Source organism: Streptomyces sp. NPDC017448 (assembly GCF_044330565.1).
Taxonomy (GTDB): Bacteria; Actinomycetota; Actinomycetes; order Streptomycetales; family Streptomycetaceae; genus Streptomyces.
This window is the reverse complement of sequence record NZ_JBIRLM010000003.1, coordinates 183,584-206,593: the sequence shown is the minus strand read 5'-3', so window position 1 is coordinate 206,593 and position 23,010 is coordinate 183,584. Positions and strand designations below refer to the sequence as shown.

Sequence of the window (23,010 nt, the reverse complement as noted above, 5' to 3'; positions counted from 1 at the left end):
ACCGGGGCGTTCCGGCATCCGATACCTCATCAATTGTCACCTTGTGTGGCGTTCTTGACTTCGTCCCCCGGCCCCGGGACGGTGCCGTATGCGAATGAACCGACTCACCCGCAGGCTGCTCACGGCGCTCGCCGCCGGGCTCCTGCTGACAGCGGCGGCTCCGGCCCACGCGGCCCCCGCCCCGCCGGGCTCCCCCTCCCCGCAGCCCCCCGGCTCCCCGCACTCCCCCGGCGCGCACGGGCTGCGCGCCTTCCAGCAGAGCTATGGGCTGCCCCCGACCGGCCGCGTGGACCTCGCCACGGCGCATCTGCTGAAGACGGCCCCGGACAGTGAGCTGCGCGCCTTCTTCGCCGCACCGACCGACCTCGGCCCCGAGCAGCTGGCCCACGCCCGTACGGTCATCGGCGTCGGCAAGGGGGCGGAGCTCTCCGATGAGGCGCAGGTCATCGCCCTGATGACGGCCATGCAGGAGTCGAAGTTCGTCAACTACACGTCTCCGGTCGACCACGACTCGCTCGGCGTCTTCCAGCAGCGTCCGAGCATGGGCTGGGGTACGGCGGCCCAGATCACCCATGTGCCGACCGCGTCCAAGTCCTTCTACGGGCTGCCCTCGCCCAGCGCCAACCCCGGGTTGCTCCAGATCGACGGCTGGGAGTCGATGGAGCCGGGCAGGGCCTGCCAGGCGGTTCAGCGGTCGGCGCACCCGGACCGGTACGCGCAGTGGGAGGAGTTCGCCCAGGAGCTGCTGGAGCAGGAGGGGCCGGACGCGGACCCGATCCCGTAGGCGCGGGCCGTGGACCCGGGGGCCGTCGCGGCATGCGGTGCGGCGGACGACCCCCGGGTCACGGCGGTGGTCAGCAGCCGCCGCAGTTGTAGTACGTCACGTCCCAGTGGTTGCCCTCGTCCGCGTAGATGTTGCCGGAGCCGGACCGGTACTGGCGCGCGCCGTCGCCTCGGGTGCCGATGTAGGTGAAGGCGCCGGTGACGTAGTTGTTCAGGCAGGTGCTCTTGGCGAAGTCGAGCTTGTAGCCGTTCCAGTGGGAGTACGTGCCGCCCGCGTGCCCGGTCTCCGTGCCGCCGGTGATCCTGAGCGCACAGCCGGTGGCGCTCTTGAGGGTCTGCGCACCCTGGGCGCTCGCCAGGTTGAGCTGGTCGAACGAGGTGCAGGTGGGGTTGGCCCGGTCGGAGCAGCCGCCGGAGGACGACCAGGTGATCCCGGACGAGCTGAAGCGGGAGGTCGCCTGGGCGTGGGTCAGCTTGGTCACGGCGTGCGCCTCGGTGGCGCCGCCGCCGAGGAGGCCGACGCCGGGCGCGAAGAGCGCGCCGAGGACGAGGGCGAGGGCGGTGAGGGCGGAGCGGAGTCGTGGACGGGTCACCATGGGGTGATTCCTCCTGCTCATGACAATCCAGGGGGGGCACGGGCGGGCACGGGCCCCGTACGCCGGGCAGGGAGATAGTGCCCGAGTTCTACGCGCGTCCGCCAGAGGGCGGGGGCACCCGGGGGCGCGCGCCCCGCGCCGGTTCGGCGGCCGCGTCGCGCGAGGCCCGGCCGAAGGGGCCCGGGCGAAAGGGCCCGGGCGAAAGGGCCCGACCGAAGGAGCCTGGGCGAAAGGGCCCGGGCGAAAGGGTCTGAACGACGGGCGAGGCTCCCGAACGCGGGACAAGACGCCCGCACGCAAGATGTTGAACATTGAACTAGATCGCGCTACAGTCAATCTCGTTGAAGGTTGAACGAAAGCGGCCTTCGGCACAGCTGACCCCCGTCCCCGCAGCGCATCCCCGAGGAGGAGCCATGGCTCTGTTCAACCGCAAGCCGACCGCCACCACCACCGCCACCGAGACCCCCGCCGTGGACCCCGCGCTCGCCGCCCTGACCGGTACGTACACCGTGGACCCGGCGCACAGCAGCATCGGCTTCACCGTGCGCCACGCGATGGTCACCAACGTGCGCGGCTCCTTCGGCGAGCACGAGGGCACCCTGGTGCTGGACGGCACGGACCCCGCCAACTCCTCCGCCTCCATCGACGTGAAGATCGCCAGCGTCGACACCGGCATCGCCGACCGCGACGGCCACCTGGTCAGCGGCGACTTCTTCGACGCGGAGAAGTTCCCCCTCATGACGTTCCGCTCGACGCGGGCCGAGCAGCTGGGCGGCGAGGCGTACCGGATCACCGGCGACCTGACCATCAAGGACGTCACCCGCCCGCTCTCCATCGACCTGGAGTTCAACGGCTCCGCCACCGACGTCTACGGCAACGAGCGCGTGGGCTTCGAGGGCAGCGCCGAGATCCTGCGCTCCGACTGGGGCCTGACCTGGAACGCGGCGCTGGAGACCGGCGGCGTGATGGTCAGCGACAAGGTGAAGCTGACCTTCGACATCTCCGCGATCAAGGCGGCCGCCCCGCAGGCCTGACCCCCCACGCCCCCGCGTACCGACGCACTCAGCGCCCCGCACCCGGTTCCCCGGGGACGGGGCGCTGCGCGCGTGCGTGCGACGGTCGCCGCGTGCCTACGGGCGCCGCTACTTCGCGACCTTCTCCGCGAAGAGCGGGACGACCTTCTCCAGCGCGTACGAGACGGACAGGACCGAGTCCGTCGCGAACGCCTGCGAGATGCCCTTGTCGTCGAAGACGAGGGCGTTGCCCGCCTTCACCGACGGGACGGCCTTGTACAGCGGGTCGCCGCTGATGTCCGCGGCCGGGATGCCGATCGGGGTCATCACGGTCAGGTCGGCGTCGAGCAGGTCCAGGTTCTCCTTGGAGACGGAGACGGAGAAGCCCTCGCCGGCCCGGGCCTCGGCCTTCGGGTTGTTCCTGAAGCCGAGCCGCTCGACGAAGTCGATGCGCCCCGTACCGCCGACGTAGACGCCGAAGCCCTCGGAGGTACGCGAGCCGACGGTGATGGTCTTGTCCTTGAACTCGGGGTGGGCCTTCGCCGCGGCCTCGAACTTCTTCTCCGTCTCCGCGATCAGCTCCTTGCCCTTCTCCGGCACGCCCATGGCGGCGGCGATCATCGTGGTCTGCTGCTCCCACGAGATCTTGTACTGGTCGCCGCCCTTCGGCACGCCCACGGTCGGGGCGATCTTCTTCAGGGTGTCGTAACGCGTCCGGTCGCCGCTGGACTTGGTGTCCAGGATCAGGTCGGGCTGGAGGGCGGCGATCTTCTCGAACTCCGGTTCCATCGTGCCGATCAGCTCCGGCTTCTTGTCGTACATGCCCTTGGCCCAGGGGCCGACGCCCTCGCCGCCGAACGGCAGCCAGTCACTGGCCCCGACCGGCTGGCCGCCGAGCGCGAGGACGGTCTCGGCGTCGCCCCAGCCGAGCGCGACGATGCGCTTCGGCTGCTTGTCGACGGTGACCTCGCCGAACTTCGTCCCGACCTTGGCGGGGAAGGCGCCCGCCGAGGCCCCGCCCGAGGCGGCGGACGCGGGGCTGTCGGAGTCGTCCGACGAGCCGCAGGCCGAGAGGCCGAGGAGAAGGGCGGCCACGGCGCCGGCCGCGAGGACGGGGGTGCGGCGGGGCCGCCGGGTACGGGAAGCGGAAGCGTTCATGCCTCTTAGGTTAGCCTCACCTAATAGCAACGGTGCCGGCGGGTTGACCTGAAGGGCTCCCCCGTACGTACGCGACTCAGGCCGCCGCCCCTCCCGCCTACGCGACTCAGGCCACCGGCCCCTCCCCCGTACGCGGCTCAGCCACCCGGCCCCTTCACGTGGTGGCGGCCCAGCGGCACCACCATCGGGGTGGCCGACGCCGGGTCCTCGATCACCGAGCAGCGCATCCCGAAGACCTCGCCGACCAGCTCCTCCGTCACGATGTCGACCGGACGGCCCTCCGCGACGATCCGCCCCTCCCGCATCGCGATCATGTGGTCCGCGTACCGGCAGGCGAGGTTGAGGTCGTGGAGCACGGCGACCATGGTGACGCCCCGCTCGTGGTTGAGGTCGGTGAGCAGGTCCAGGACGTCGAGCTGGTGGCTGGCGTCCAGGAAGGTCGTCGGCTCGTCGAGCAGCAGGATGTCCGTGCGCTGGGCCAGCGCCATCGCGATCCACACCCGCTGGCGCTGGCCGCCCGACAGCTCGTCCACCGACCGGTCGGCCAGTTCGAGGACGTCGGTCGACAGCAGCGCCCGCGCCACTGCCTCGTCGTCCTCGGCGCTCCAGCGGCGGAACCAGCCCTGGTGCGGATAGCGGCCGCGTCCGACCAGGTCGGAGACGGTGATCCCCTCCGGGGCGGTGGGGCTCTGCGGCAGGATGCCGAGCACGGAGGCGACCTCCTTGGTCGGCATCTCCTGGATGGACCGGCCGTCCAGCAGCACCGCTCCGCCGGTGGGGGCGAGCAGCCGGGCCATGGCGCGCAGCAGCGTCGACTTCCCGCAGGCGTTGGGCCCCACGATGACGGTGATCTTCCCGGGCGGCACGGCCACGCTCAGACCGGGGACGATCTCGCGTTCGCCGTAGCCGAGCCGGACGTCACGGGCTTCCAGAGTGTGTTCGGCCACGCCAGGGCCATGCCTTTCGTTGTCATCGACTTGTCGATACATCGTCGCCTCAGCCCCCGCTGCCCACGCGGTTGGCGCGGGCCAGGAGCAGGAGCAGGTACGGGGCGCCGAGGATGCTGGTGGCCACGCCCACCGGCAGTTGGACCGAGGGCAGGGCGTGCTGCGCCGCGAAGTCCGCGACCAGGACCAGGAGCGCCCCGGTCAGGGCCGCCTGCGGCAGGGCCGCACCCCGGCCCGGGACCAGCCGCCGGGCGATCGGGGCGGCGACGAACGCCACGAACCCGACGGGTCCGGCGGCGGCGGTCGCGACCCCGGCGAGCGCGGTCGCGCAGGCCAGCAGGGCGAGCCGACCGCGCTCGACCTTCGCGCCGAGCCCGGCGGCGGCGTCGTCCCCGAGTTGGAGGGGGCGCAGCACGTGGGCGGCGAGGACGGTCAGCGGGACGAGGAGGCCGAGGGCGATGAGGAGCGGCCACACCTGGCCCCAGGAGCGGCCGTTGAGGCTGCCCGCGAGCCAGCGGAACGCCTCCTGCGCGTCGGTGACGTCGGAGCGCGCCATCACGTACCAGACGATGCTGGACAGTCCCATGCCGACGCCGATCCCGACGAGGACCAGGCGCTGTCCGGCTACGCCCTGCCGCCAGGCGAGCAGGTAGATGGCCGCCCCGGCGGCCAGGGAGCCGGTGAGGGCGCTCGCGGAGAGAGCGAGGCCGCTGACCTGGAAGAGCAGGGCGGCGGTGACGGCGACCGCACTGGCTCCGGCGCTGATGCCGATGAGGTCGGGGCTGGCGAGAGGGTTGCGCAGCACGGCCTGGAAGACGGCTCCGGAGAGCCCGAAGGCGGTACCGACGAGGACGGCCAGGAGGGCGCGGGGCAGCCGCAGTTCCAGGACGACGAACCGCGATCCGCCGTCGCCGCCTCCGAACAGGGTCTCCACGACCTTCCCGATCGGCATGACCATGTCGCCGACGCTGAGCGAGACGCCGAACACGACGACCACGGCGGCCAGCAGTCCGGCTCCGACGAGGAGGGAGCGCCGCAGCCCCCGGGAGCGTACGGCGGAGATCCGTCGTACGGCGTCGGCGAGGCGCTCCTCGTCCGCGTGCGTGGCGTTCTCGGCGACGACGGGTGCCCGGCTCACAGTTCCACCAGCTTCCTGCGCCGGACGAGCCAGATGAAGGGGATGCAGCCGAGGGCGGCCGTGACCACGCCGACCTGCACCTCGCCGGGGCGGGCGACGACCCGGCCGACGATGTCCGCGAGGAGCAGCATGATCGGGGCGAGCACCATGCTGTACGGGAGCACCCAGCGGTAGTCGGGGCCGGTGACGAGGCGGGCGGCGTGCGGTACGGCGAGCCCGACGAAGCCGATGGGCCCGGCGACGACGGTGGCCGCGCCGCAGAGGATCACCACGGCGAGGGCGGCGACCACGCGGATGGCCCCGACGCGCTGACCCAGCCCCCGGGCGAGGTCGTCGCCGAGCGAGAGGGCGTTGAGCTGCGGTCCGAGGGCCAGCGCCAGCATGGTGCCGACCAGGATGAACGGCGATGCCTGCCAGAGCACTTCGGGGCCGCGGGCGGTCAGCGCCCCGAGCTGCCAGAACCGGAACTGGTCGTAGCTGCCCCGGTCCTGGAGGAGGATGGCGCTGGTGACCGAGGTGAGGACGGCGGCGGTCGCGGCCCCGGCGAGGGCCAGCTTGACCGGAGTCGCACCCTCCCGCCCGAGCGAGCCGACCCCGTACACGAGGAGGGCGGCGAGCAGCGCGCCGAGGAAGCCGAACCAGATGAACTGGGTGGCGGCCGTGAACCCGAGCAGGGTGATCGAGCAGACGACGGCGACGGACGCGCCGGCGTTGACGCCGAGGAGCTGAGGGTCGGCCAGGGGGTTGCGGGCGACGCCCTGCATCACCGTGCCCGCGAGACCGAGCGCCGCGCCGGCCAGCAGCCCGGCGACGGTGCGCGGGATGCGGACCTCCTGGACGATGAGCTGCCCCTTGACGGCCGTGTCCGGGTCGAGCACCCCGTCGACGACGTCCCGGAAGGGCACGTCGCCGGAGCCGACGGCGAGGCTGGCGGCGACGGTGAGGAGGAGTACGGCGAGGGCGGCGAGCAGCCCGAGGGCGAGGACGGGCCTGCTGCGCTTGCGCCGGGGCGGGGTGCCGCCGTCCGACGGTTTCCCCTTCGCCAGGAGGGCCGAGCCGCTCACGACCCGGCCGCCGGGGCAGGCGCCATGCGGTGGTGCACTGTTCGTTCCTCACGCTGGTTCGTCACGCCGGGACCCTCGGGCACGGGAGGCGCTGTCGTCGCCGACCGGTCCGCCCCGGAGGGAGCGCATGGCCGGGCCGGGGCGCCCCGGACGGTGAGTGCGACCGGCGCCACCCCGGGGCGGGGGCCGCCAGGAGACCCAAAGTAAGGTCACCCTAACAGCGCCTGTCCGACCGCGCGCTGCCACACCCCACCAGCTCCGGAGCACTCCCTTGCCGTACGCCGCCGACTCCACCGCCCCCGCCCCCGCCGCGGCCGATCCGCTGGCAGGGACCGTGCCCCTCGGCTCGGCGGAAGAACTGCGCGAACTCCTGGGAACCCCGCACCCGATCGTCATCGACAAGGTCCACGACCGGCTCACCGACGACGACCTGGAGCTGCTGGCCCGCTCCCCGTTCTGCACGATGGCCACCTCCGACGCGAACGGCGACTGCGACGCCACCCCGCGCGGCGGGACCCCCGGCTTCACCCACGTCCTGGACCGGTCCACGATCGCGCTGCCCGACCGGCCGGGAAACCGCCGCGCCGACAGCTTCCACAACATCCTGGCCAACCCCCGGGTGGGCCTGCTCTACCTGATACCGGGCGCGATGGACGTCCTGCGCGTCAACGGCCGCGCCCGCATCGTCACGGACGGTCCGTTCTTCGACGCGATGGCGGTGCAGGGCCGACGCCCGTCGCTGGCCCTGGTCGTGGAGATCGACGAGGTCTTCCGCCACTGCCCGGCGTCGCTGAAGCGGTCGGGGGTGTGGGCGCCGGAGACGTGGGCGGCGAGCTGAGCGCACCTCTCTCTCGATTTACGAAAGACTGGCGCCTTCATCCGGGACCGGGTTTACCGCTCCCGCATCCACGTGCGGGCAGCACGTCTACGACAGTTGCAGATTCATCTCCGATCACATCCCATAGGGGATCAGTTCCCGGGTTCTCACCGGTAAGCCCTCCTTCCTCAATGGCTGCCTCGAAAGTATCCCTCAGGCGCTGAATAGCCTCCACCTCTTCGAAGCCGCCCAAAGTAAGTCCAAGCGCCCCACGAGGATCATGCAGTAGACCACTCGTGTCGTAGAGGAAATTCACGAGGCCATCGAAATCGAGTTCCACCGAACTCCCCTTTTGCAGATTCGATGCACGCCAATCAGGGTCGGCCAACCTCGCGAGATGCTCAATTATCAGCCCCCTCATCTCCGGATATTGAACACTTATATCAGACATTACTCACTCCGGGGAGTCCCATCTCTTCCAATTAATCCAATCACTGTATGGTGAGCCTTTTCCATCTTGATCAGGTGGTGAGTTCGAGGGCGACCGCGGCCCGGACGACGGCGGTGATCCGCATGGTGCTGCAGCGGAGCTTCCGCAGGAGCCGCCAGGACTTGAAGGTTGCCATGGCGCGTTCTCTGAGGCTGCGGATCTTGGCGTGATCGCGGTTGTGACGACGACGCCAGCCGCGCAGGTTCTTGCCCCGGATCGGGACGCGGACAGCAGGACCCGCGCCCTGATATGCCTTGTCGGCCCAGCACTTGATGTCGTCTGCGGCGAGAGCAGCGGGAGTGCCGTGAACCCGCGCTACGGTCAGTCTGGGTTTCCCACGCCGCCAACCACGGGCTCTGGCCAGCATCCTTTTCCTTCGCGTTTACCGGGTTCAGGGCCGTATGCGGTACGCGTGAAGGCTCGCACGTCGCCCGTTCTCGCCCTGGCCCTTCAGAAGAGGTCGTCCAGCGGCCCGGCCAGGGATCCCCATGCGGACGTTGGGTCCCGGTCGGCGTCCCTGTCCTTCTTGCGGTTGATCGGGAACATCAGCTGCGCGCTGAGGAGTACCAGTCCAAGACCTCCCGCACACAGTCCCGCACGAGCCCACCACATGCTGCCCGTCCAGTCCTGGGGCGGTCCGATGATGGCCCACACGGCCAGGGACATGCCGACGAGCAGAACAACCACCGCACTGATGCGACGCAAATCGATCTTCATGTGGTGATGATCGCACCAACGAGTTGGTGCGTGATAGCGGGTGGACATGATCTGCGAATGACGGATATGACTGATCGTTCCGTTTGGCGCCTCCATTCCTCACTGGCAGCTCGGCAGCTCATCTGGCCCCGCTGGTAGCTGAGTGGCCAGGCCGTGGGTGGTCAGCGTTGAGCGCCATCGATTCCGTGCACCTCGTCCAACCTGCCGGGAGGCTGGGTCGGCAGCCCAGCGGTGGGCATGAAGGAAGCTCCTGGTAGACGGGTTCACGACCAAGATCACCCGTGTCCGCCAGGAGCTTCGTGTGCTTGTCTATCCGTCGTCGATCGATCTGTCCACCCGCACCCTGCGGTTCCTGACCGGGCAACTGACAGCCAGACGGAGGGAGATCGGCACGCGGTGGCGGCGGCTTCCCGCAGCGCGACAGGCTCTGCTGGCCCTGGCCCACCTGCGGTGCGGTGACACCTACGCACAGCTCGCGGCCGGTTTCGGCATCGGGATCGCGACCGCCTTCCGCTACATACGCGAGGCCGTCGACATCCTGGCCATCCTCGCCCCGTCCCTGGCCGAGGCGATGAAGGCAATCCGGGCGAAGGCGTTCGTCATCCTCGACGGCACCCTGTCGCCGATCGACCGGATCGCCGCCGACACCCCGTACTACTCCGGGAAACACAAGCGCCACGGCGTGAACGTCCAGGTCCTCACCGACCCGTTCGGACGCCTCGCCCGCGCTGCCCGGCTCCGCTCACGACCTCACCGCCGCGCGACAGCACGGGATTATCGAAGCCCTCGCTGAAGCCGGACTCAAATGCTGGGCTGACAAGGCGTATCAAGGTGCCGGCGGAACCGTCCGAGTCCCGTTTCGGGGCCGCCGTCTCAAGCGATGGAAGCGCCGTCACAACACCACCCACGCCAAGATCCGCTGCCTCGGCGAGCAGGCCATGGCCACCCTCAAGAGCTGGCGGCTCCTGCGGAAACTCCGCTGCAGCACCAACCGCATAACCGACGTGGTGAAGGCCGTCCTCGTCCTTCACCACCACGCGTCAGCCTGAGGTTGGAAAGAGCTCACTGCAAACCATCCCGTTGGGCCCCACAACAAATGCAGTGCCACCACCGCCACCACCGGTCCCCCCGGAGCCACCGGTAGGCGCCGTGCCGTTGTAACCCGGCCCGCCGCCGCCGGGCGGTGAGCTGCTGTTGATCGGGAACGAAGGGTCCGGCTTGCCGCTGTTGTCCCCCGGCTGGCATCTGCCGTTCCCCGGGTCCAGGCAGGTGCCGGTCGGGTCGGAGTTCGTAGCTGGGGACTGGCCGGCGTAGCTGTAGCCGTTGAGCGTCTGGTGCTTGTCGATTTCGAGCAGCGGGCCGACGCTGATGAACTGGCCGGTCCCCGGGTCGTACTCACGGGCACCGATGTGGGTCAGCCCTGTTGTGGAGTCCGCCGGCTTGCCCAAGAACGTCTTGTCGTCCGGCCAGGAAGTCGGCTTGGTCCCGCGTCGAGCGCCGAACGGTGTGCTGTAGCGCTTGGTGACGGCCTGCGTAGTGGCATCGGTGGCGATGCTGCTCGTGCCGTGGTGGTCGGCGGCCAGGAAGCTGAGCTTGGTGCCGTTCGAACTCGTTCGGCAGCAGGCCCGGTTGGTGCGTCGACACCGACGTGGTCTCGCATGGCCCTTCCAGTGTCCACCGAGCCGAATTACGGAAAGTAAACGTGCGCCGGACACGCCTCCGTCGCTCCGGTATGCGGTGAGACCTCGGTTCGGGCACGGCGCCGAACTCCTGAGGATGGGAGCCTCAGTGGCAGTCGGTGGACCTACCGGCTCCGGTCCGGCTGAAGAGCTGTGTTCCATCGCGGAACGCCGCACCCCTCAGTCGGCAGCCGACGACCACGTCCGGGTGGAGAGCACCAGCAGGTAGCCGTCCGGGTCCTGAACGGTGACGCCCCAGGTGTCCCAGTACGGGTTGTGCGCGGGCACCCGTGTGCCGCCGTGCTCTTCGAGCCGCCGCACCAGGACGTCCGGCACTTCTTCGCCGAGGTAGACCACGAGCAGGTCCTCGGGTGTCGGGCGCGGTTCGACGGGGGCCGCCGGGTCGTGGACGAACTCCAGGTGCCAGGCGGCATCGGGCCAGCCCACCACGAGCAGCGAGTGGCGGCCGGGGGTGCCGTCCGCCTCGTGGCGGTACTGGACGGCGAGGCCGAGCCCGGCGACCCAGAAGCGTTCGGCCGCTCGAAGGTCGCGGGACGGGCGGGCGATACGGACATGGGCCCAGGCGTCTGCCGGCATCGGGGACCTCCTGGTGAGCGCGGCCCCGGTTCTCGGTCGGGGGCCGCTCGTCCCGGAACCCTACGGAGCGGCAGGACCCCGCGCCTCGGTCCCGAGGCCCTTCACGCCTCCGTCTCCGGTCCTGGTCACCCCGTTGCGCGAACCCCGCTCGATCCACGGGTCGGCGGCATCATCAGCCCGGCCCCTGGCCGCCACCCTGAAGGTTTTCGCATGGTCGAGCGGCACGTCCGCACCGGGCGCGGACGGATGCGCGGGCAGAAGCGGGCACCGGGGTACGGGTGTTGACGCGGGAGGGGCCCCGGGGCGCGCACGTGAACCCGGCGCCCCTCACGCCGCCGTCCCGCTACCGCCCGGCGGGCACCGGTTCGCGCCGCATGACCCACAGCACCGGGCCGCCGCCCGGGAGGGCCGCCTCGCCCAGCACCGTGAAGCCGAAGTGCTCGTAGAAGGGGAGGTTGTCCGGCTTGGAGGACTCCAGGTAGACCGGCAGCCCCGCCGCGTCGGCCTGGGCCAGCCCGGAGCGCAGCAGGGCCGCTCCGTGCCCCTGGCCCCGGGCGGCCGGGTCCGCGCCGACGACCGCCAGGTACCAGTGCGGCTCCTTCGGCCCGTGCTCGGCGGCGGCCTGGACGGCCTCCCGGAACAGGGGCGCCCGGTCGCCCAGGATCTCCTCCAGCTCCGCGATCGTCTCCGCGTCCGGGACCGCCTTCTCCTGCCCCTCCGGCGTCACCCAGAACGCGGCCGCCGACGCGGTGCGCTCGCACCTACCGTGGCGGCCGTACTGCCGGGTGAAGATCGTGGTGAAGTAGCGGATCAGATCGGGCTCGCGCGAGGCTCCGCCGGGGAAGAACCAGTCCATCATCGGGTCGTCGGCGAAGGCGCGGGCCAGGGTGCGGCTGATCTCCGGGGCGTCGTCGAGCGTGGCCGTCCGCGGAGTGTTCGTTGTCGACATACGGGTCATTCTGCACGGCGATGATCTTGGGTGATCAGGGGCCCCCGGGCGCGACGCGGCTGGTCCGCCCAGCGGCCCCGCCGGCCGTCCGCCCGTCCGCCCGTCCGCCCGTCCGACCGTCCGCCCGTCCGCCCGTCCGCCCGTCCGCCCGTCCGCCCGTCCGCCCGTCCGCCCGTCCGCCCGGTAGCCTCCCCGCATGGACCGACGACTCGCCGCGTACGCGGTCTGCATCGAGGACGGGCGCGTGCTGCTCGCGCTGGCCGTGGGGCCGGACGGCGACCGCGTCTGGACGCTCCCGGGCGGCGGTGTCGAGCACGCGGAGGACCCGTACGACGCGGTGGTCCGCGAGGTCGCCGAGGAGACCGGTCTGGAGGCCGAGGTGGAGCGCCTGCTCGGGGTGGACTCGCGAGTGGTCCCGGCGGCCGAGCGCCGCCGGCCCGGTGCGCCCGAGCTCCAGAACGTCGGCGTCTTCTACCGCGTACGCGTCACCGGCGGCACGCTCCGCCCCGAGCCGAACGGTGACACCGCCGCCTCGGTGTGGACCCCGCTGCCCGAGGTCGCCCGCCTGCGCCGGTCCTCGCTGGTGGATGTGGGCCTCGCCCTGGCGGACACCCTCCCGGCCTCGGGCCACGTGGGCCCGGTGCCGGTCGGAGGGCTGGTCCAGCACTGATCCCGGCGCGGTCGGCCACCAGGCGCCTCCCCCGCCCGCCCCCGCCGCCCGCACGGCTTCCGTACCGGTCGGGTCGCCGCCTCAGCGCCCGGCAGCGCGCGAGGCCCGGCCCGCCCCCCGGCGTGGGCGGCGGACCGGGCCTCCCGAGGAACGACGCCCCGGTGAACGCGTCCTACGAGAGGGCCTTCATGGGCTGCCAGCCGCCGGTACCGGCAACGGTCGGCGCACCGACGAGGCCGTTCCTGCGGCCCGGAATGAACTCCAGCCCCGCCGTGGTGTCGGCGGTGGTGGTCCACAGGTCGGGCACGCCGTCGCCGTCGGAGTCGCCGGAAGCCGTCACCAGCGGTCTGGCCGCCGTGGTCCAGCCGGTGGCATACGCGGTGCGGCCGGCGTCGGAGGCCAGCGAGGCCGGGTCGGTGCCGCCGTCCGGGACGCCGTCGCCGTCGGCGTCGCCGTTGCTCCGCCCGTGGTACAGCCACACCGCGCCGTTGGCGGTGTCACGGACGACCAGGTCGACGAAGCCGTCGCCGTCGACATCGCCGGGAGAGGCCAGTTGCCTGGTGCTCCAGCCCGCGGCCCCGATCGGGTAGCCGGGCTGCATCGTGCCCCCGGTGTAGCCCGGCAGGAACCAGAGCTGGTCGCCGATGACCGCGACGAAGTCGGGGTTCGACGACTCCTCGCCGGCCGACACGTCCCCGATCGACACGATCTGCTTGATGGAGCGGGGGTCGAGGGACACGTCGGTCTCCGGGTCCGCGAAGAAGTAGACCTCCTGCCGGGTGTCGTCGGTGAACTCGCCCAGTCCGTCATTGGGGTAGAGCCAGAGCTTGCCGTCGGGCAGCCGGGTGACCAGGTCCTCGTAGTAGTCCTCGGTCCAGTCCCCCCGGTGGGTGAGCAGCGCGGCGCTCCAGTCGGCCGCGGTGTTCTGCGCCACCATGGGCGCGATCTGTCCGTTGCCGGTGCCGGAGTACAGCCTCAGCTTGCCCCCGCCGTCGACGGCGAACAGGTCGGGCAGGGCGTCGCCGTTCACGTCGCCGGGCTTGTCCACGATTCCCGGGCTCTTCGCATAGAACTTGTAGGGAAGGACCGGGCCGGCGTTCTTGCCCGCGTCGAACGCCTGGACGTACAGCGTGTGCGGGCCGGGGGTCGGCGGAGTCACCTTGACCGACACGCTTCCACCGGCGGTCGCGGGCTTCACGGAGTTGTTCGGGGGCGTGCGGTCCAAGGCCCACCGGTACTCCACGATGTCCTTCTCCCCGCCCGCTCCGAGAAGGAACTCGCCCTCGGTACGGGCGAGGGCGCCCTCGGCGTCCTCCGGGAACAGTCCGCCGACGGAGGTCACGGTCGGCATCGCGGAAGGGGCGGTGGGGTCGAACCCGAAGCGGCAGCCGCTGGCCCCCTGGGTCGGCGTCCAGTCGGAGGCGAAACCGGCGTCGGCGACGTCCTCCACCTGGGCCTTCCAGGAGAACTGGCCGTTGCTCGCGCCCTTGTGCTGGTCCAGCAGGGTCTTGGGGACGGTGATCCTGGCCTGAACGCCCTTGGGGTCCTGCGCCAGAACCGTCTTGCGGACCTTCTTGTCGAAGATGATCCCGGGAGCCACGTCGTGCTTACCGGTGGCCCACAGATGGAACTGCACGTTGACGTCCCCGCCGTCCGGATCCCAGACCTGCGCGGTCAGGGTGACGTCGGTGTTGCCCAGGGTCACGAACGTGCTGCCGTTGCCGCATTCGTTCGCACCGACCTTGGTGCTGGGCGAGGTGTCGAGCGCCCAGGCCGCCTTGGGCGGACGGTTGAACTCGACGATCAGCTTGGCGTCCGGCTTGAACTTCTTCCAGCTGTACGGGTCCTTGGCGTCCTCCGCGCTCTGGGGCGCGCGCAGCCCGAAGGTGATGTTCGTCCACTTGCCCGCGGCGGCCTTGACCGCCGCGTCCTTGGCCGTGAAGTCCACGGCCTTGTCGGCGCACCCGACGCTTTCGTTGCCGTGGGCGTAGTCACGCCGGTCCTGGCGGGTGGACTGGGCCGGCTGCTTGTTCCAGGTCGTGGCGGAGCTGATGGTGCCGGTCAGGTACAGCTCGACCGGCTTGGGGGTGCAGGACCAGGAGTGGGACTGGGTGATCTGGAACTGCGCGTCGACGACCTTCACCCCGGCCAGGAACTTGGAATCGACACGGAAGTACGAGCGGGCCGTGCCCTTGGTCGAGGATTCGTAACCGACTCGCGCCTCGCCGGTGGTTCCGCCGCTCCAGCCGGTGCCGTTCCAGTAGCTGTCGTCGGGGTGCGGCTTGTAGGCGATGGTCCATGCCTGGCGTGTGCCGGTGACGCGTGGGTCGATGTAGACGGGGAACGTGGTGTCCGGCGAGGCGAGCAGGGCCTGGTCGGGCTTCAGGGTCAACCGGTCGGGGGAGACCTCCACGTCCACGGTGCTGCTGTTGGTGCCGGGTGTCAGGTCGGTCGGCACCTCGGGCTGAGCGGTGGAGTTCGCCGTGCTCCTGGCCGCCGTCCTGGGAGCGGTCGCGGCCTGCGCTCCCGAGGAGTCCCACATCCGGGCGGTGGAGGTGGCGAACACCGGCTGGCCGGCCGGATTCACCGCGGTGAGGGAGCCCGCCTCGGCATCCTGCTTCACGGTGAGACCGTCCGCCTTCAGCCCGAAATCGAGCTGGGCCAGCTCCGGGTTGTCCGCGGCCTCGGCGGTCTTGACGATGAGGGCCTGGCTGAAGCCGTCGACGCTCGCGGCGACGGCGAGGTCGACGCCCGGCAGGACCTCCGGGTAGGTCGCGGTGGACCCGTCGAGCACGGGGGCCGGCAGCGGCTTCGGCCAGGTCAGGGAGAGTTCGCGCCCCTGGTCGGTCAGCGTGACCAGAGGTGCGCTACCGCCCGGGGAGAACGTCACCCTCCCGGCGGCGGCTTTCGGTGCGATACGCCCGGCGGCCCGGGCGAGCGTGGTGTCGATCGGCGTCCAGACGCCCTCGCGCTTGACCCGGACCGGAACGGTGTGCTGGGTGCGGCGCATATTCCCGTTGGGCAGAGCGTGCGTCTCACTCGTGCTGGAACGCTCGGCCGTCAACTCGACCGGTTCTCCGGTCATTTTCGCTTTCGCGAAGGCGTTTTCCTCGGCGGTCCGGGGCGAGGCGGCCGCCCCCGTCCCGATCTCCTCCGTCGCGAATGCGGCATGGAGACCCATCGGTGTTAGTCCCAGCGCGCTTCCGGCGACCACCGTCGCAAGCACCATTCGGGCGGCACGGCGCGCCGGTCTCTTTCTCACCGTGGATATATGTGGCATGAGTAAAGCCCCCCAGGACTCCCTGATCAACTGCGATGTCGGGCGAACAGTACACGTCGGGGCCGCTCAAGCTTTGCGCAACGTTGACCAGCGACAACCCTGCCCATGGTTGTCTCTTGACTTGCCGTCAACTTGGCCATCCACCTAATGTCACCCCGTTCGTGTGAACTGTGACGCAAGGTAAGGAAGATCGGTGCAGGAACTACTGCAACATTTGCGCTACTTGGGGCACTGGCACAGATCCGTGTCTCTGGTGACCGCTCTGGTGATGCTGGTCACGTTCGTCCCCAACGACCCCGCCGCGGCGGGCACGGGTAAAGCCCGGCTGGCCGATCTGGAGCGGGAACGCTCCGTTCCGGGCCGTGATTTCACCGCTGAGCGGACGCCCGTCGAGAACGACGCCGCCAAGGACTGGATACCCTCCGCCGACAAGCTGCCCGTGGGCGACTTCACCGTCCAGGTGACGCCCCGGAACGGTGCGGCCGACTCCCCCGCCGCTCGCAGCTCGCTTCGCGCCGCGCCCGGCGGCTCTCTCGGATCGGGCTCCCGCCCCCTCGACGAGCTGCCCGTGAAGCTTCGACAGGTCTCCACGAAGCAAGCGGTCGACTCCCGGACCACCGCCGCTGTGACGGAAGCGCCGGCGTCGGTGGGCATGGCCGCCGAGATCGAGATCAAGGACCGTGCCACCGCCCGCAAGGCGGGCGTCGAGGGGCTCCTGTTCACCACCGCCCCGGTGAAGACCGCGACGGCCCCTGCGGCGTCGGGATCGGTCGAGGTCGAACTGGATTACACGGCGATCAAGGATGCGTACGGCGGCGACTGGGGCTCACGCCTCCGGCTCGTACGGCTTCCCGCCTGTGCGCTGACCACGCCGGAGAAGGCCGAGTGCCGCACCCGGACCGAGCTGGGCGGCTCCAACGACGCCGCCGAGCGGACCGTCAGCGCCACGGTCGACCTCCCGCAGGTGAAGACCGCTCGCACCGCGGCGCCCATGGTGCTGGCGGCCTCCGCCGCCGCCTCGGGCCCCGGTGGCAGCCATGAGGCCACGTCGCTGTCTCCGACCGGTTCCTGGATGGCGGGCAGCTCCTCCGGCGGTTTCGCCTGGTCCTACCCGGTGGAGGCCCCGGAAGTCCCGGGCGGTCCACAGCCCGAGGTCGAGCTGTCGTACTCCTCGCAGAGCGTCGACGGCCGTACGGCCTCCACCAACAGCCAGTCCTCCTGGATCGCCGAGGGCTGGGACTACGAGCCCGGTTTCATCGAGCGGCGCTTCAGGTCCTGTGCCGACGACAAGGGCAAGGTCGACGACAAGGTCCCGAACAACAGCGGCGAGACCGCGGACCTGTGCTGGGGTTCCGACCATGTCGTGATGTCGCTCGGCGGCTCCTCCACCGAACTGGTCAAGAACGACGCCGCGGAGAACGGCAAGGAGGAGTGGCGTCCGGCCGACGACGACGGCAGCAGGCTGGAGCGCAGGACCGGTGCGGACAACGGGGCCAAGGACGGTGAGTACTGGATTCTCACCGGCACCGACGGGGTGCGGTACCACTTCGGCCTGAACAAGCTGCCCGGTGCGACCACCCAGCGCACCAACTCCGCGCTGACCGTGCCGGTGTTCGGCAACCACCCCGGTGAGCCCTGCCACGCCTCCACCTTCGCGGCCTCCGACTGCGCGCAGGCGTACCGCTGGAACCTGGACTACGTCACCGACCCGCTGGGTGACGCCATGACCCTGTGGTGGAACAAGGAGGAGAACCACTACGGCCAGCACATGAAGGCCGACCAGCAGATCTCCTACACCCGCGCCGCCCATCTGTCCCGGATCGACTACGGGCAGCGCGCGAGCGACCTGTTCGGCCGGCTCCCGGCCGGGCAGGTCGACTTCACCACGGCGGAACGCTGCATACCCTCCTCGGGCTTCGACTGCGCGGTGAGCAAGCGGACGGCCGCCAACGCCGCGTACTGGCCCGACACCCCTCTCGACCAGGAGTGCGCCTCCGGGGCGAAGTGCACGGACAAGTACTCGCCGACGTTCTGGTCGACCAAGCGCCTCGTCAGGATCAGCACGAAGGTGCTGTCCGGCTCGGCCCTCACCGACGTCGACTCCTGGGAGCTGGAACAGAAGTTCCCGCCCACCGGCGACGGTTCGTCCCCGGCCCTGTGGCTGGAGTCCATCACCCGTACCGGCCACGGCGCCGGCTCCAGTGCCGCCATGCCGAAGGTGACGTTCGCCGGAACCCAGATGGACAACCGCGTCGACGGGATCGAGGGGCTGCCGCCCTATTCCCGGCTGCGGATCCACGCCATCGACACCGAGACCGGCGGGCGCATCGGCGTCACCTACTCGCCCCGCGAGTGCAAGGCGCTGGAACCGCGGAAGATGCCCGCCTCCCCCGAGACCAACACGCTGCGCTGCTACCCGCAGTACTGGATGCCCAAGGGCGCCCTGAAACCGGTGGAGGACTGGTTCCACAAGTACGTCGTCACCGAGGTCCGCGAGGACGACCTGGTCACCGACGCACCCGACAAGGTCACCTCGTACGAGTACCTCGGCTCTCCTGCCTGGGCCTACGACGACGGGGAGTTCACCGAGAACAAGCAGCGCACGTGGTCGCAGTACCGCGGCTACGAGCGGGTGCGCACCCGCCTCGGGTCCGGCACGGACGTCAAGCAGCTCACCGAGGACCGCTACTTCCGCGGCATGCACGGTGACAAGCTGCCGACCGGCACCCGCACCGCGGCGGTCGAGGACTCCCGCGGCGGCAGCGCCCCCGACCTGGGGCACCTCCAGGGCCAGCCGCGTGAGCACATCGAGTACGCGTCCGACGGCGGGCCCGTCGACTCGTCGGTCCTGACCACCGCCTGGGCCGTCCGGACGGCCAGTCGGGCCAGGCCGGGCACCACCGCGCTGGAAGCCTGGATGGCGCGCCCCCGGACCGTCTCGACCCGTGAGCGGGTCAAGGGCGAGACCTGGCGCACCTCCACCGAGACCACCGAGTACGACGCCTACGGGCTGCCGACCGAGGTGGACGAGACCACGCCCGGCGGCAAGCGCAGGTGCACGGTCACCTCCTACGCCCGCAACACCGGGCTGCACCTGCTGGAGCCCGAGTCCCGCGAGCTGACCACCCTGGGCGCCTGCGGCACGACCGGCGGCAAGGTCGTCGAGGACTCCCGGACGCTCTACGACAACCTCCCCTTCGGCGGGGCCCCGGTCAAGGGGCTTCCCACCGAGGTGCAGGAGCTGAACGCGAAGGGCGACGGCTACATAACCGTCGACCGGACCGCGTACGACATCCACGGCCGTGAGACGGAGACCTGGGACGCGGAGAACCGCAGGACCTCGGTCGTCCACACGCCGCTCACCCACGCCCGCCCCGTCAAGACCGTCACGACCGACCCGCTCGGCCACACGGAGACCACGGAGTTCGACCCCGTCCGCGGCCTGCCGCTCAAGGAGACGGACGCCAACAACAGGTCGGCGACCATGCAGTACGACCCGTTGGGACGGCTGCTGAAGGTCTGGGAGATCGACCGGGATCCGGCCACCAAGACACCGTCGGCCACCTACGACTACACCGTCCGACGCGACGGCCCCACGGTCGTCACCAACCGGACGCTCAAGGACAACGGCGAGTACGCCGTCTCCTACGAGATCATGGACGGCCTCCTGCGTGAGCGGCAGACCCAGGACGAGGCGGTCGACGGACCGGGCCGCATCGTCAACGACACGTTCTACGACTCGGTCGGCCGCGAGTGGAAGTCCAACGACGGCTACTTCCACTCCGCCGAGCCGGAACCGACGCTGCTGGAGGTAGGGGACAACGAGGTCCCTTCGCAGAACCGCACCACGTTCGACGGCATGGGCGACCCCGTCGCGGAGGTCTCCTACCACCGCGGCAACGAGAAGTTCCGGACCAGCACCGAACGCGACGGCGACGTCTCCACCGCGATTCCGCCCGAGGGCGACACCGTCACCGCGACCTTCACCGACGCGGAGGGCCGCACCGAGCGGATCAGGGAGTACACCGACACCGCCCGCACCACGTGGCGCGACACCGTCTACGAGTACGACGACTTCGACAACATCGTGAAGATCACCGCTCCCGGCGGTGCGGCGACCCGCTTCGAATACGACGGACGGGGACGGCAGGTCTCTCTGACCGATCCCGACGGCGGTACGACCCGGCTCACCTACGACGATTCGGACAACGTCACCTCGACCACCGACCCCCGTGGCAACACGTTGGTGACGACCCTCGATGAGGGCGGACGGCCGACCTCCCTGAGGGAAGGCAGCGACCAGGGCCCGAAGCGGATCGAGTGGAGCTACGACACGCTCCTCAAGGGCCTTCCGTCCGCGGCGATCCGCTATGAGAACGGCCGCGAGTACCGCGAGGAGGTCACGGCCTACGACAGCGCGTACCGCGTCAAGGCGACCAGGACCGTCATTCCCGCGGAAGAGACCGGTCTGGGCGGCGCCTACGAGTACAAGTACGGCTACACCCCCACCGGCAACCTGGCCTTCGTCCAACCGCCGGGCGTGGGCGGCCTCGTCAGCGAGACCATCGTCTTCCGGTACAACTCGGACGGGCTCCCCATCTCGATCGGCGGCACGGCGTCGTACCTCAACGACGTCAAGTACTCGGCATTCGGCGAGGTCCTGCGCACGGACGCGGGGGTCGCGGGCCGGAAGGTCCACGGCACCTACCTGTACGACGAGTTCACCCGCCGCCTCACCGATGCCGGCTTCGACCGCTCCGTCAGCCCGGGCCACATCGGCACCACCCGGTACACGTACGACGATGCCGGAAACGTCACCCGGATCAAGGACACCCCGGGCGCGGCCGCACCGGACAACGGCAAGACGGACACCCAGTGCTTCGTCTACAACCAGCTCCGGCAGATGACCTCGGCCTGGACGGCGAAGGACGAGTGCCAGGCTCCCGCGTCCAAGGACACCGTCGGCGGGCCGGACCCCTACTGGCAGACGTACGCCTTCGACGAGGCGGGCAACCGCAAGCAACTCGTCGAGAAGGACCCCGCCGGTGACACCGCCAAGGACGTCACCCGGACGTACACCTACGGCAAGGCCGGCGTCGGAGGCCCCAACGCGCTCGCCGAGATCAAGTCGGCAGGACCCGGCGGCGAACGGCTCAACACCTTCGGCTACGACAATGCGGGGAACACGACGACCCGACAGCACAACGGGGCCACCCAGACGCTGGAATGGAACGTCGAGGGCGAACTCGCCTCGGTCTCCCAGCCCGTGGAGGGCGGCGGCGTCAAGAAGACGTCGTACCTCTACGGGGCGGACGGCAGCCGTCTGATCCGGGCGGCGGCCGACGGCAGCAAGACGCTGTACCTCGGGGAAGCGGAACTGACCGTCAGCCCCGACGGCACGTCCAAGACCGCCGAGCGCTTCTACGCCCACCCCGACGGCGCGATGACGGTCCGGGCCACCGGCGGCGGCCGACAGCTCGTTCTGTCGGATCACCACGGTTCGTCGACCACCACGGTCGACCTGGTCGCCGCCGGCATGGGCGTCACCCGACGCAAGCTGATGCCGTTCGGGGAACAGCGCGGGCTGCAGCCTTCCACCTGGCCGGGAGCGCTCGGTTTCGTGGGCGGCACCGTTGACGCGGACACGGGGCTCACCCGGCTCGGCGCCCGCGACTACGACCCCGCCACCGGGCGGTTCCTCTCCGTGGACCCGATGGTCGACTACGGCGAGCCCGCCACCATCAACCCCTACGCGTACAGCAACAACGCCCCCGCCACCTTCTCGGACCCGAGCGGGCTGTTCTGGCCCATCGTGATCGTCATCGGACTCCGCGCGGGCCAGATCGCCGCGCGCAAGGCCGCCCAGCGACGGCTGGCCCGCGAGGCGCTCCAGCGGAAGCTGAGGGAGCAGGCGCGGAAGAAGGCAGCGGCGAAGAAGAGGGCCCAGGAGGAAGCGAAGAAGCGCGCCAGGGCGAAGGCGGCGCGTGAGGCCGCCAGGAGGGTCATCGCAGCCCAACGCGCTGCGGCCAAGAGGGCGGCTCAGAAGCGGGCAGCCGCCAAGCGGGCTTCGCAGCGCCGGGCGGCAGCCCAGGCGAAGATCAGGTCGCAGCGCGCCGCAGCGAAGCGTGAGGCTGCGAAGCGGGCGACGGCACGCAAGGCGGCAGCACGTCCCAAGCCGCGTCCGCGGCCCAGGAGTCAGCCCCGGCCCAGGCCGAAGCCGTCCCAGGCGAAGAAGCCGTCCCAGTCGAAGGGGCCGACGCGGCAGACCAACCGGTGTGAGAACAACAGCTTCACCGCCACCACCCTGGTGGTGATGGCCGACGGCTCGAAGAAGCCGATCAGCAAGGTGAAAACCGGCGAAAAGGTGATCGCCACCGACCCGAAGACCGGCCGGACAACGGCCCAGGCCGTCGCGGCCACCATCATCGGCGAGGGCGACAAGAAACTGGTGAAGGTCGGCCTGGCCGAACACGGGCGGGCCAATGCGTCCACCGGCCTCACGGCCACGGACGGGCACCCGTTCTGGGTGCCTTCCGTGAAAGCCTGGCTGCCCGCGGCCGATCTCAAGTCCGGCACCTGGCTGCAGACCCGGTCGAAGACGTGGGCGCAGATCAATTCCGTCCGACGTTGGACCGAGCGCACGACGGTCTACAACCTCACCGTCACCGACACCCACACGTACTATGTGCTGGCAGGGGTCACTCCGGTCCTGGTGCATAACACTGGTGGCAACGGGCACATGTGCGATATCTCTGTGACATCGCCGGATGGAAAAAAGAAAAATATCTCGCTCGAGAGCGGCGATATGACGCCTGAAGAGGCTTCGCTCGGGTATCCCAACAACACGGCTTTCACGCACACGGAGCATCGATTCTCACGCATGGCCGGTGCTTCCACAGGGCCGAAGGTTTCACTCCCGAACGACCCATTCGCCGGCAAGTTCCCTTTGAGTTCCGGTGATGCGGTTAGGATGCAAGGCCAGCTCCCCCCTTGCTCGCGATGCAAGGGCGCGATGAATCGCATGGTCAGGGAGCTGGGAGTGTCGGTCACGTATGGATGGTCCGGCATCAAGGGGACTGGGTCATGGACAGCTGGAAGAAGGAGGCGCTGAC

At 70.2% G+C, this 23,010-nt stretch carries 17 protein-coding genes and 1 pseudogene; 6 read left to right on the top strand and 12 right to left on the bottom strand.

The genetic code is table 11. The annotated features are described in order from the left end of the window. Positions 1-88 precede the first annotated feature (88 nt). Positions 89-784 (top strand): peptidoglycan-binding domain-containing protein, encoded by a 696-nt coding sequence (locus ACH4K1_RS08200; RefSeq protein WP_398087721.1) that lies wholly within the window; start codon positions 89-91, stop codon positions 782-784. A gap of 70 nt (positions 785-854) precedes the next feature. Here the strand turns inward: ACH4K1_RS08200 and ACH4K1_RS08195 are convergent, their stop codons facing one another. Continuing rightward, on the bottom strand, positions 855-1,379 hold the full coding sequence (locus ACH4K1_RS08195; RefSeq protein ID WP_398087719.1) for a hypothetical protein: 525 nt from the start codon (positions 1,377-1,379) through the stop codon (positions 855-857). A 413-nt stretch (positions 1,380-1,792) separates the two neighbouring features. Between ACH4K1_RS08195 and ACH4K1_RS08190 the strand changes: the two genes are divergently transcribed. Next, positions 1,793-2,413: a YceI family protein gene (locus ACH4K1_RS08190; protein WP_398087717.1), complete on the top strand. Its 621-nt coding sequence runs from the start codon at positions 1,793-1,795 to the stop codon at positions 2,411-2,413. 108 nt (positions 2,414-2,521) lie between these two features. Here the strand turns inward: ACH4K1_RS08190 and ACH4K1_RS08185 are convergent, their stop codons facing one another. The 4 genes from ACH4K1_RS08185 to ACH4K1_RS08170 all read right to left on the bottom strand — a co-directional run bounded on the left by ACH4K1_RS08185 (position 2,522) and on the right by ACH4K1_RS08170 (position 6,699). Then, a complete protein-coding gene (locus tag ACH4K1_RS08185; protein ID WP_398087716.1) occupies positions 2,522-3,550 on the bottom strand; it encodes an iron-siderophore ABC transporter substrate-binding protein in 1,029 nt (342 codons plus the stop codon). A gap of 137 nt (positions 3,551-3,687) precedes the next feature. Next, complete coding sequence (locus ACH4K1_RS08180; RefSeq protein ID WP_398087714.1) at positions 3,688-4,539, bottom strand: ABC transporter ATP-binding protein; 852 nt, start codon at positions 4,537-4,539, stop codon at positions 3,688-3,690. A 7-nt stretch (positions 4,540-4,546) separates the two neighbouring features. Then, positions 4,547-5,635, bottom strand: coding sequence for a FecCD family ABC transporter permease (locus tag ACH4K1_RS08175; protein ID WP_398087712.1), 1,089 nt, complete (start codon positions 5,633-5,635; stop codon positions 4,547-4,549). Next, positions 5,632-6,699, bottom strand: a complete 1,068-nt coding sequence (locus tag ACH4K1_RS08170) for a FecCD family ABC transporter permease (RefSeq protein WP_398087710.1) — start codon at positions 6,697-6,699, stop codon at positions 5,632-5,634. The genes ACH4K1_RS08175 and ACH4K1_RS08170 overlap by 4 nt, the downstream gene beginning before the upstream one ends. Before the next feature lie 271 nt (positions 6,700-6,970). Between ACH4K1_RS08170 and ACH4K1_RS08165 the strand changes: the two genes are divergently transcribed. Continuing rightward, entirely contained in the window at positions 6,971-7,537 is a 567-nt protein-coding gene (locus ACH4K1_RS08165) for an MSMEG_1061 family FMN-dependent PPOX-type flavoprotein (RefSeq protein WP_398087709.1), read from the top strand. A gap of 37 nt (positions 7,538-7,574) precedes the next feature. Here the strand turns inward: ACH4K1_RS08165 and ACH4K1_RS08160 are convergent, their stop codons facing one another. From ACH4K1_RS08160 to ACH4K1_RS08150, 3 genes are all read right to left on the bottom strand, one after another. Next, entirely contained in the window at positions 7,575-7,967 is a 393-nt protein-coding gene (locus tag ACH4K1_RS08160) for a hypothetical protein (protein WP_398087708.1), read from the bottom strand. 70 nt (positions 7,968-8,037) lie between these two features. Next, complete coding sequence (locus tag ACH4K1_RS08155) at positions 8,038-8,373, bottom strand: transposase family protein (protein ID WP_398087706.1); 336 nt, start codon at positions 8,371-8,373, stop codon at positions 8,038-8,040. Between the two features lie 83 nt (positions 8,374-8,456). Then, the gene (locus ACH4K1_RS08150; RefSeq protein ID WP_030809033.1) at positions 8,457-8,723 is read right to left on the bottom strand and encodes a hypothetical protein; all 267 of its coding nucleotides are present in this window, start codon (positions 8,721-8,723) and stop codon (positions 8,457-8,459) included. 301 nt (positions 8,724-9,024) lie between these two features. Between ACH4K1_RS08150 and ACH4K1_RS08145 the strand changes: the two are divergent. Then, positions 9,025-9,772 (top strand): annotated as a pseudogene (locus ACH4K1_RS08145) (transposase family protein). On the opposite strand, the gene ACH4K1_RS08140 reads toward ACH4K1_RS08145, so the two are convergent. The 3 genes from ACH4K1_RS08140 to ACH4K1_RS08130 form a co-directional block, all read right to left on the bottom strand. Next, positions 9,764-10,438 carry an RHS repeat domain-containing protein gene (locus ACH4K1_RS08140; protein WP_398087704.1) on the bottom strand — a complete coding sequence of 225 codons (675 nt, stop codon included), beginning with the start codon at positions 10,436-10,438 and terminating at the stop codon, positions 9,764-9,766. The pseudogene ACH4K1_RS08145 and the gene ACH4K1_RS08140 sit on opposite strands and share 9 nt — an antisense overlap. A 144-nt stretch (positions 10,439-10,582) precedes the next feature. Continuing rightward, complete coding sequence (locus ACH4K1_RS08135) at positions 10,583-10,999, bottom strand: VOC family protein (protein ID WP_398087702.1); 417 nt, start codon at positions 10,997-10,999, stop codon at positions 10,583-10,585. 343 nt (positions 11,000-11,342) lie between these two features. Beyond that, on the bottom strand, positions 11,343-11,957 hold the full coding sequence (locus ACH4K1_RS08130) for a GNAT family N-acetyltransferase (protein WP_398087701.1): 615 nt from the start codon (positions 11,955-11,957) through the stop codon (positions 11,343-11,345). Between the two features lie 187 nt (positions 11,958-12,144). On the opposite strand from ACH4K1_RS08130, the gene ACH4K1_RS08125 reads away from it, so the two are divergent. After that, on the top strand, positions 12,145-12,618 hold the full coding sequence (locus ACH4K1_RS08125; RefSeq protein WP_228989979.1) for an NUDIX hydrolase: 474 nt from the start codon (positions 12,145-12,147) through the stop codon (positions 12,616-12,618). A gap of 172 nt (positions 12,619-12,790) precedes the next feature. Here the strand turns inward: ACH4K1_RS08125 and ACH4K1_RS08120 are convergent, their stop codons facing one another. Beyond that, positions 12,791-15,703, bottom strand: coding sequence for a VCBS repeat-containing protein (locus tag ACH4K1_RS08120; protein ID WP_398087699.1), 2,913 nt, complete (start codon positions 15,701-15,703; stop codon positions 12,791-12,793). 448 nt (positions 15,704-16,151) lie between these two features. Between ACH4K1_RS08120 and ACH4K1_RS08115 the strand changes: the two genes are divergently transcribed. Then, positions 16,152-23,009, top strand: coding sequence for an RHS repeat-associated core domain-containing protein (locus tag ACH4K1_RS08115; RefSeq protein ID WP_398087698.1), 6,858 nt, complete (start codon positions 16,152-16,154; stop codon positions 23,007-23,009). Position 23,010: the final 1 nt, after the last annotated feature.

What these genes read in the sequence shown, in the direction of transcription:
- ACH4K1_RS08200 (WP_398087721.1), top strand. Translation starts at nt 89, where the DNA reads ATGCGAATGAACCGACTCACCCGCAGGCTGCTCACGGCGCTCGCCGCC.
- ACH4K1_RS08195 (WP_398087719.1), bottom strand. Translation starts at nt 1,379, where the DNA reads ATGGTGACCCGTCCACGACTCCGCTCCGCCCTCACCGCCCTCGCCCTC.
- ACH4K1_RS08190 (WP_398087717.1), top strand. Translation starts at nt 1,793, where the DNA reads ATGGCTCTGTTCAACCGCAAGCCGACCGCCACCACCACCGCCACCGAG.
- ACH4K1_RS08185 (WP_398087716.1), bottom strand. Translation starts at nt 3,550, where the DNA reads ATGAACGCTTCCGCTTCCCGTACCCGGCGGCCCCGCCGCACCCCCGTC.
- ACH4K1_RS08180 (WP_398087714.1), bottom strand. Translation starts at nt 4,539, where the DNA reads ATGTATCGACAAGTCGATGACAACGAAAGGCATGGCCCTGGCGTGGCC.
- ACH4K1_RS08160 (WP_398087708.1), bottom strand. Translation starts at nt 7,967, where the DNA reads ATGTCTGATATAAGTGTTCAATATCCGGAGATGAGGGGGCTGATAATT.
- ACH4K1_RS08155 (WP_398087706.1), bottom strand. Translation starts at nt 8,373, where the DNA reads ATGCTGGCCAGAGCCCGTGGTTGGCGGCGTGGGAAACCCAGACTGACC.
- ACH4K1_RS08150 (WP_030809033.1), bottom strand. Translation starts at nt 8,723, where the DNA reads ATGAAGATCGATTTGCGTCGCATCAGTGCGGTGGTTGTTCTGCTCGTC.
- ACH4K1_RS08135 (WP_398087702.1), bottom strand. Translation starts at nt 10,999, where the DNA reads ATGCCGGCAGACGCCTGGGCCCATGTCCGTATCGCCCGCCCGTCCCGC.
- ACH4K1_RS08130 (WP_398087701.1), bottom strand. Translation starts at nt 11,957, where the DNA reads ATGACCCGTATGTCGACAACGAACACTCCGCGGACGGCCACGCTCGAC.
- ACH4K1_RS08125 (WP_228989979.1), top strand. Translation starts at nt 12,145, where the DNA reads ATGGACCGACGACTCGCCGCGTACGCGGTCTGCATCGAGGACGGGCGC.
- ACH4K1_RS08120 (WP_398087699.1), bottom strand. Translation starts at nt 15,703, where the DNA reads ATGACCGGAGAACCGGTCGAGTTGACGGCCGAGCGTTCCAGCACGAGT.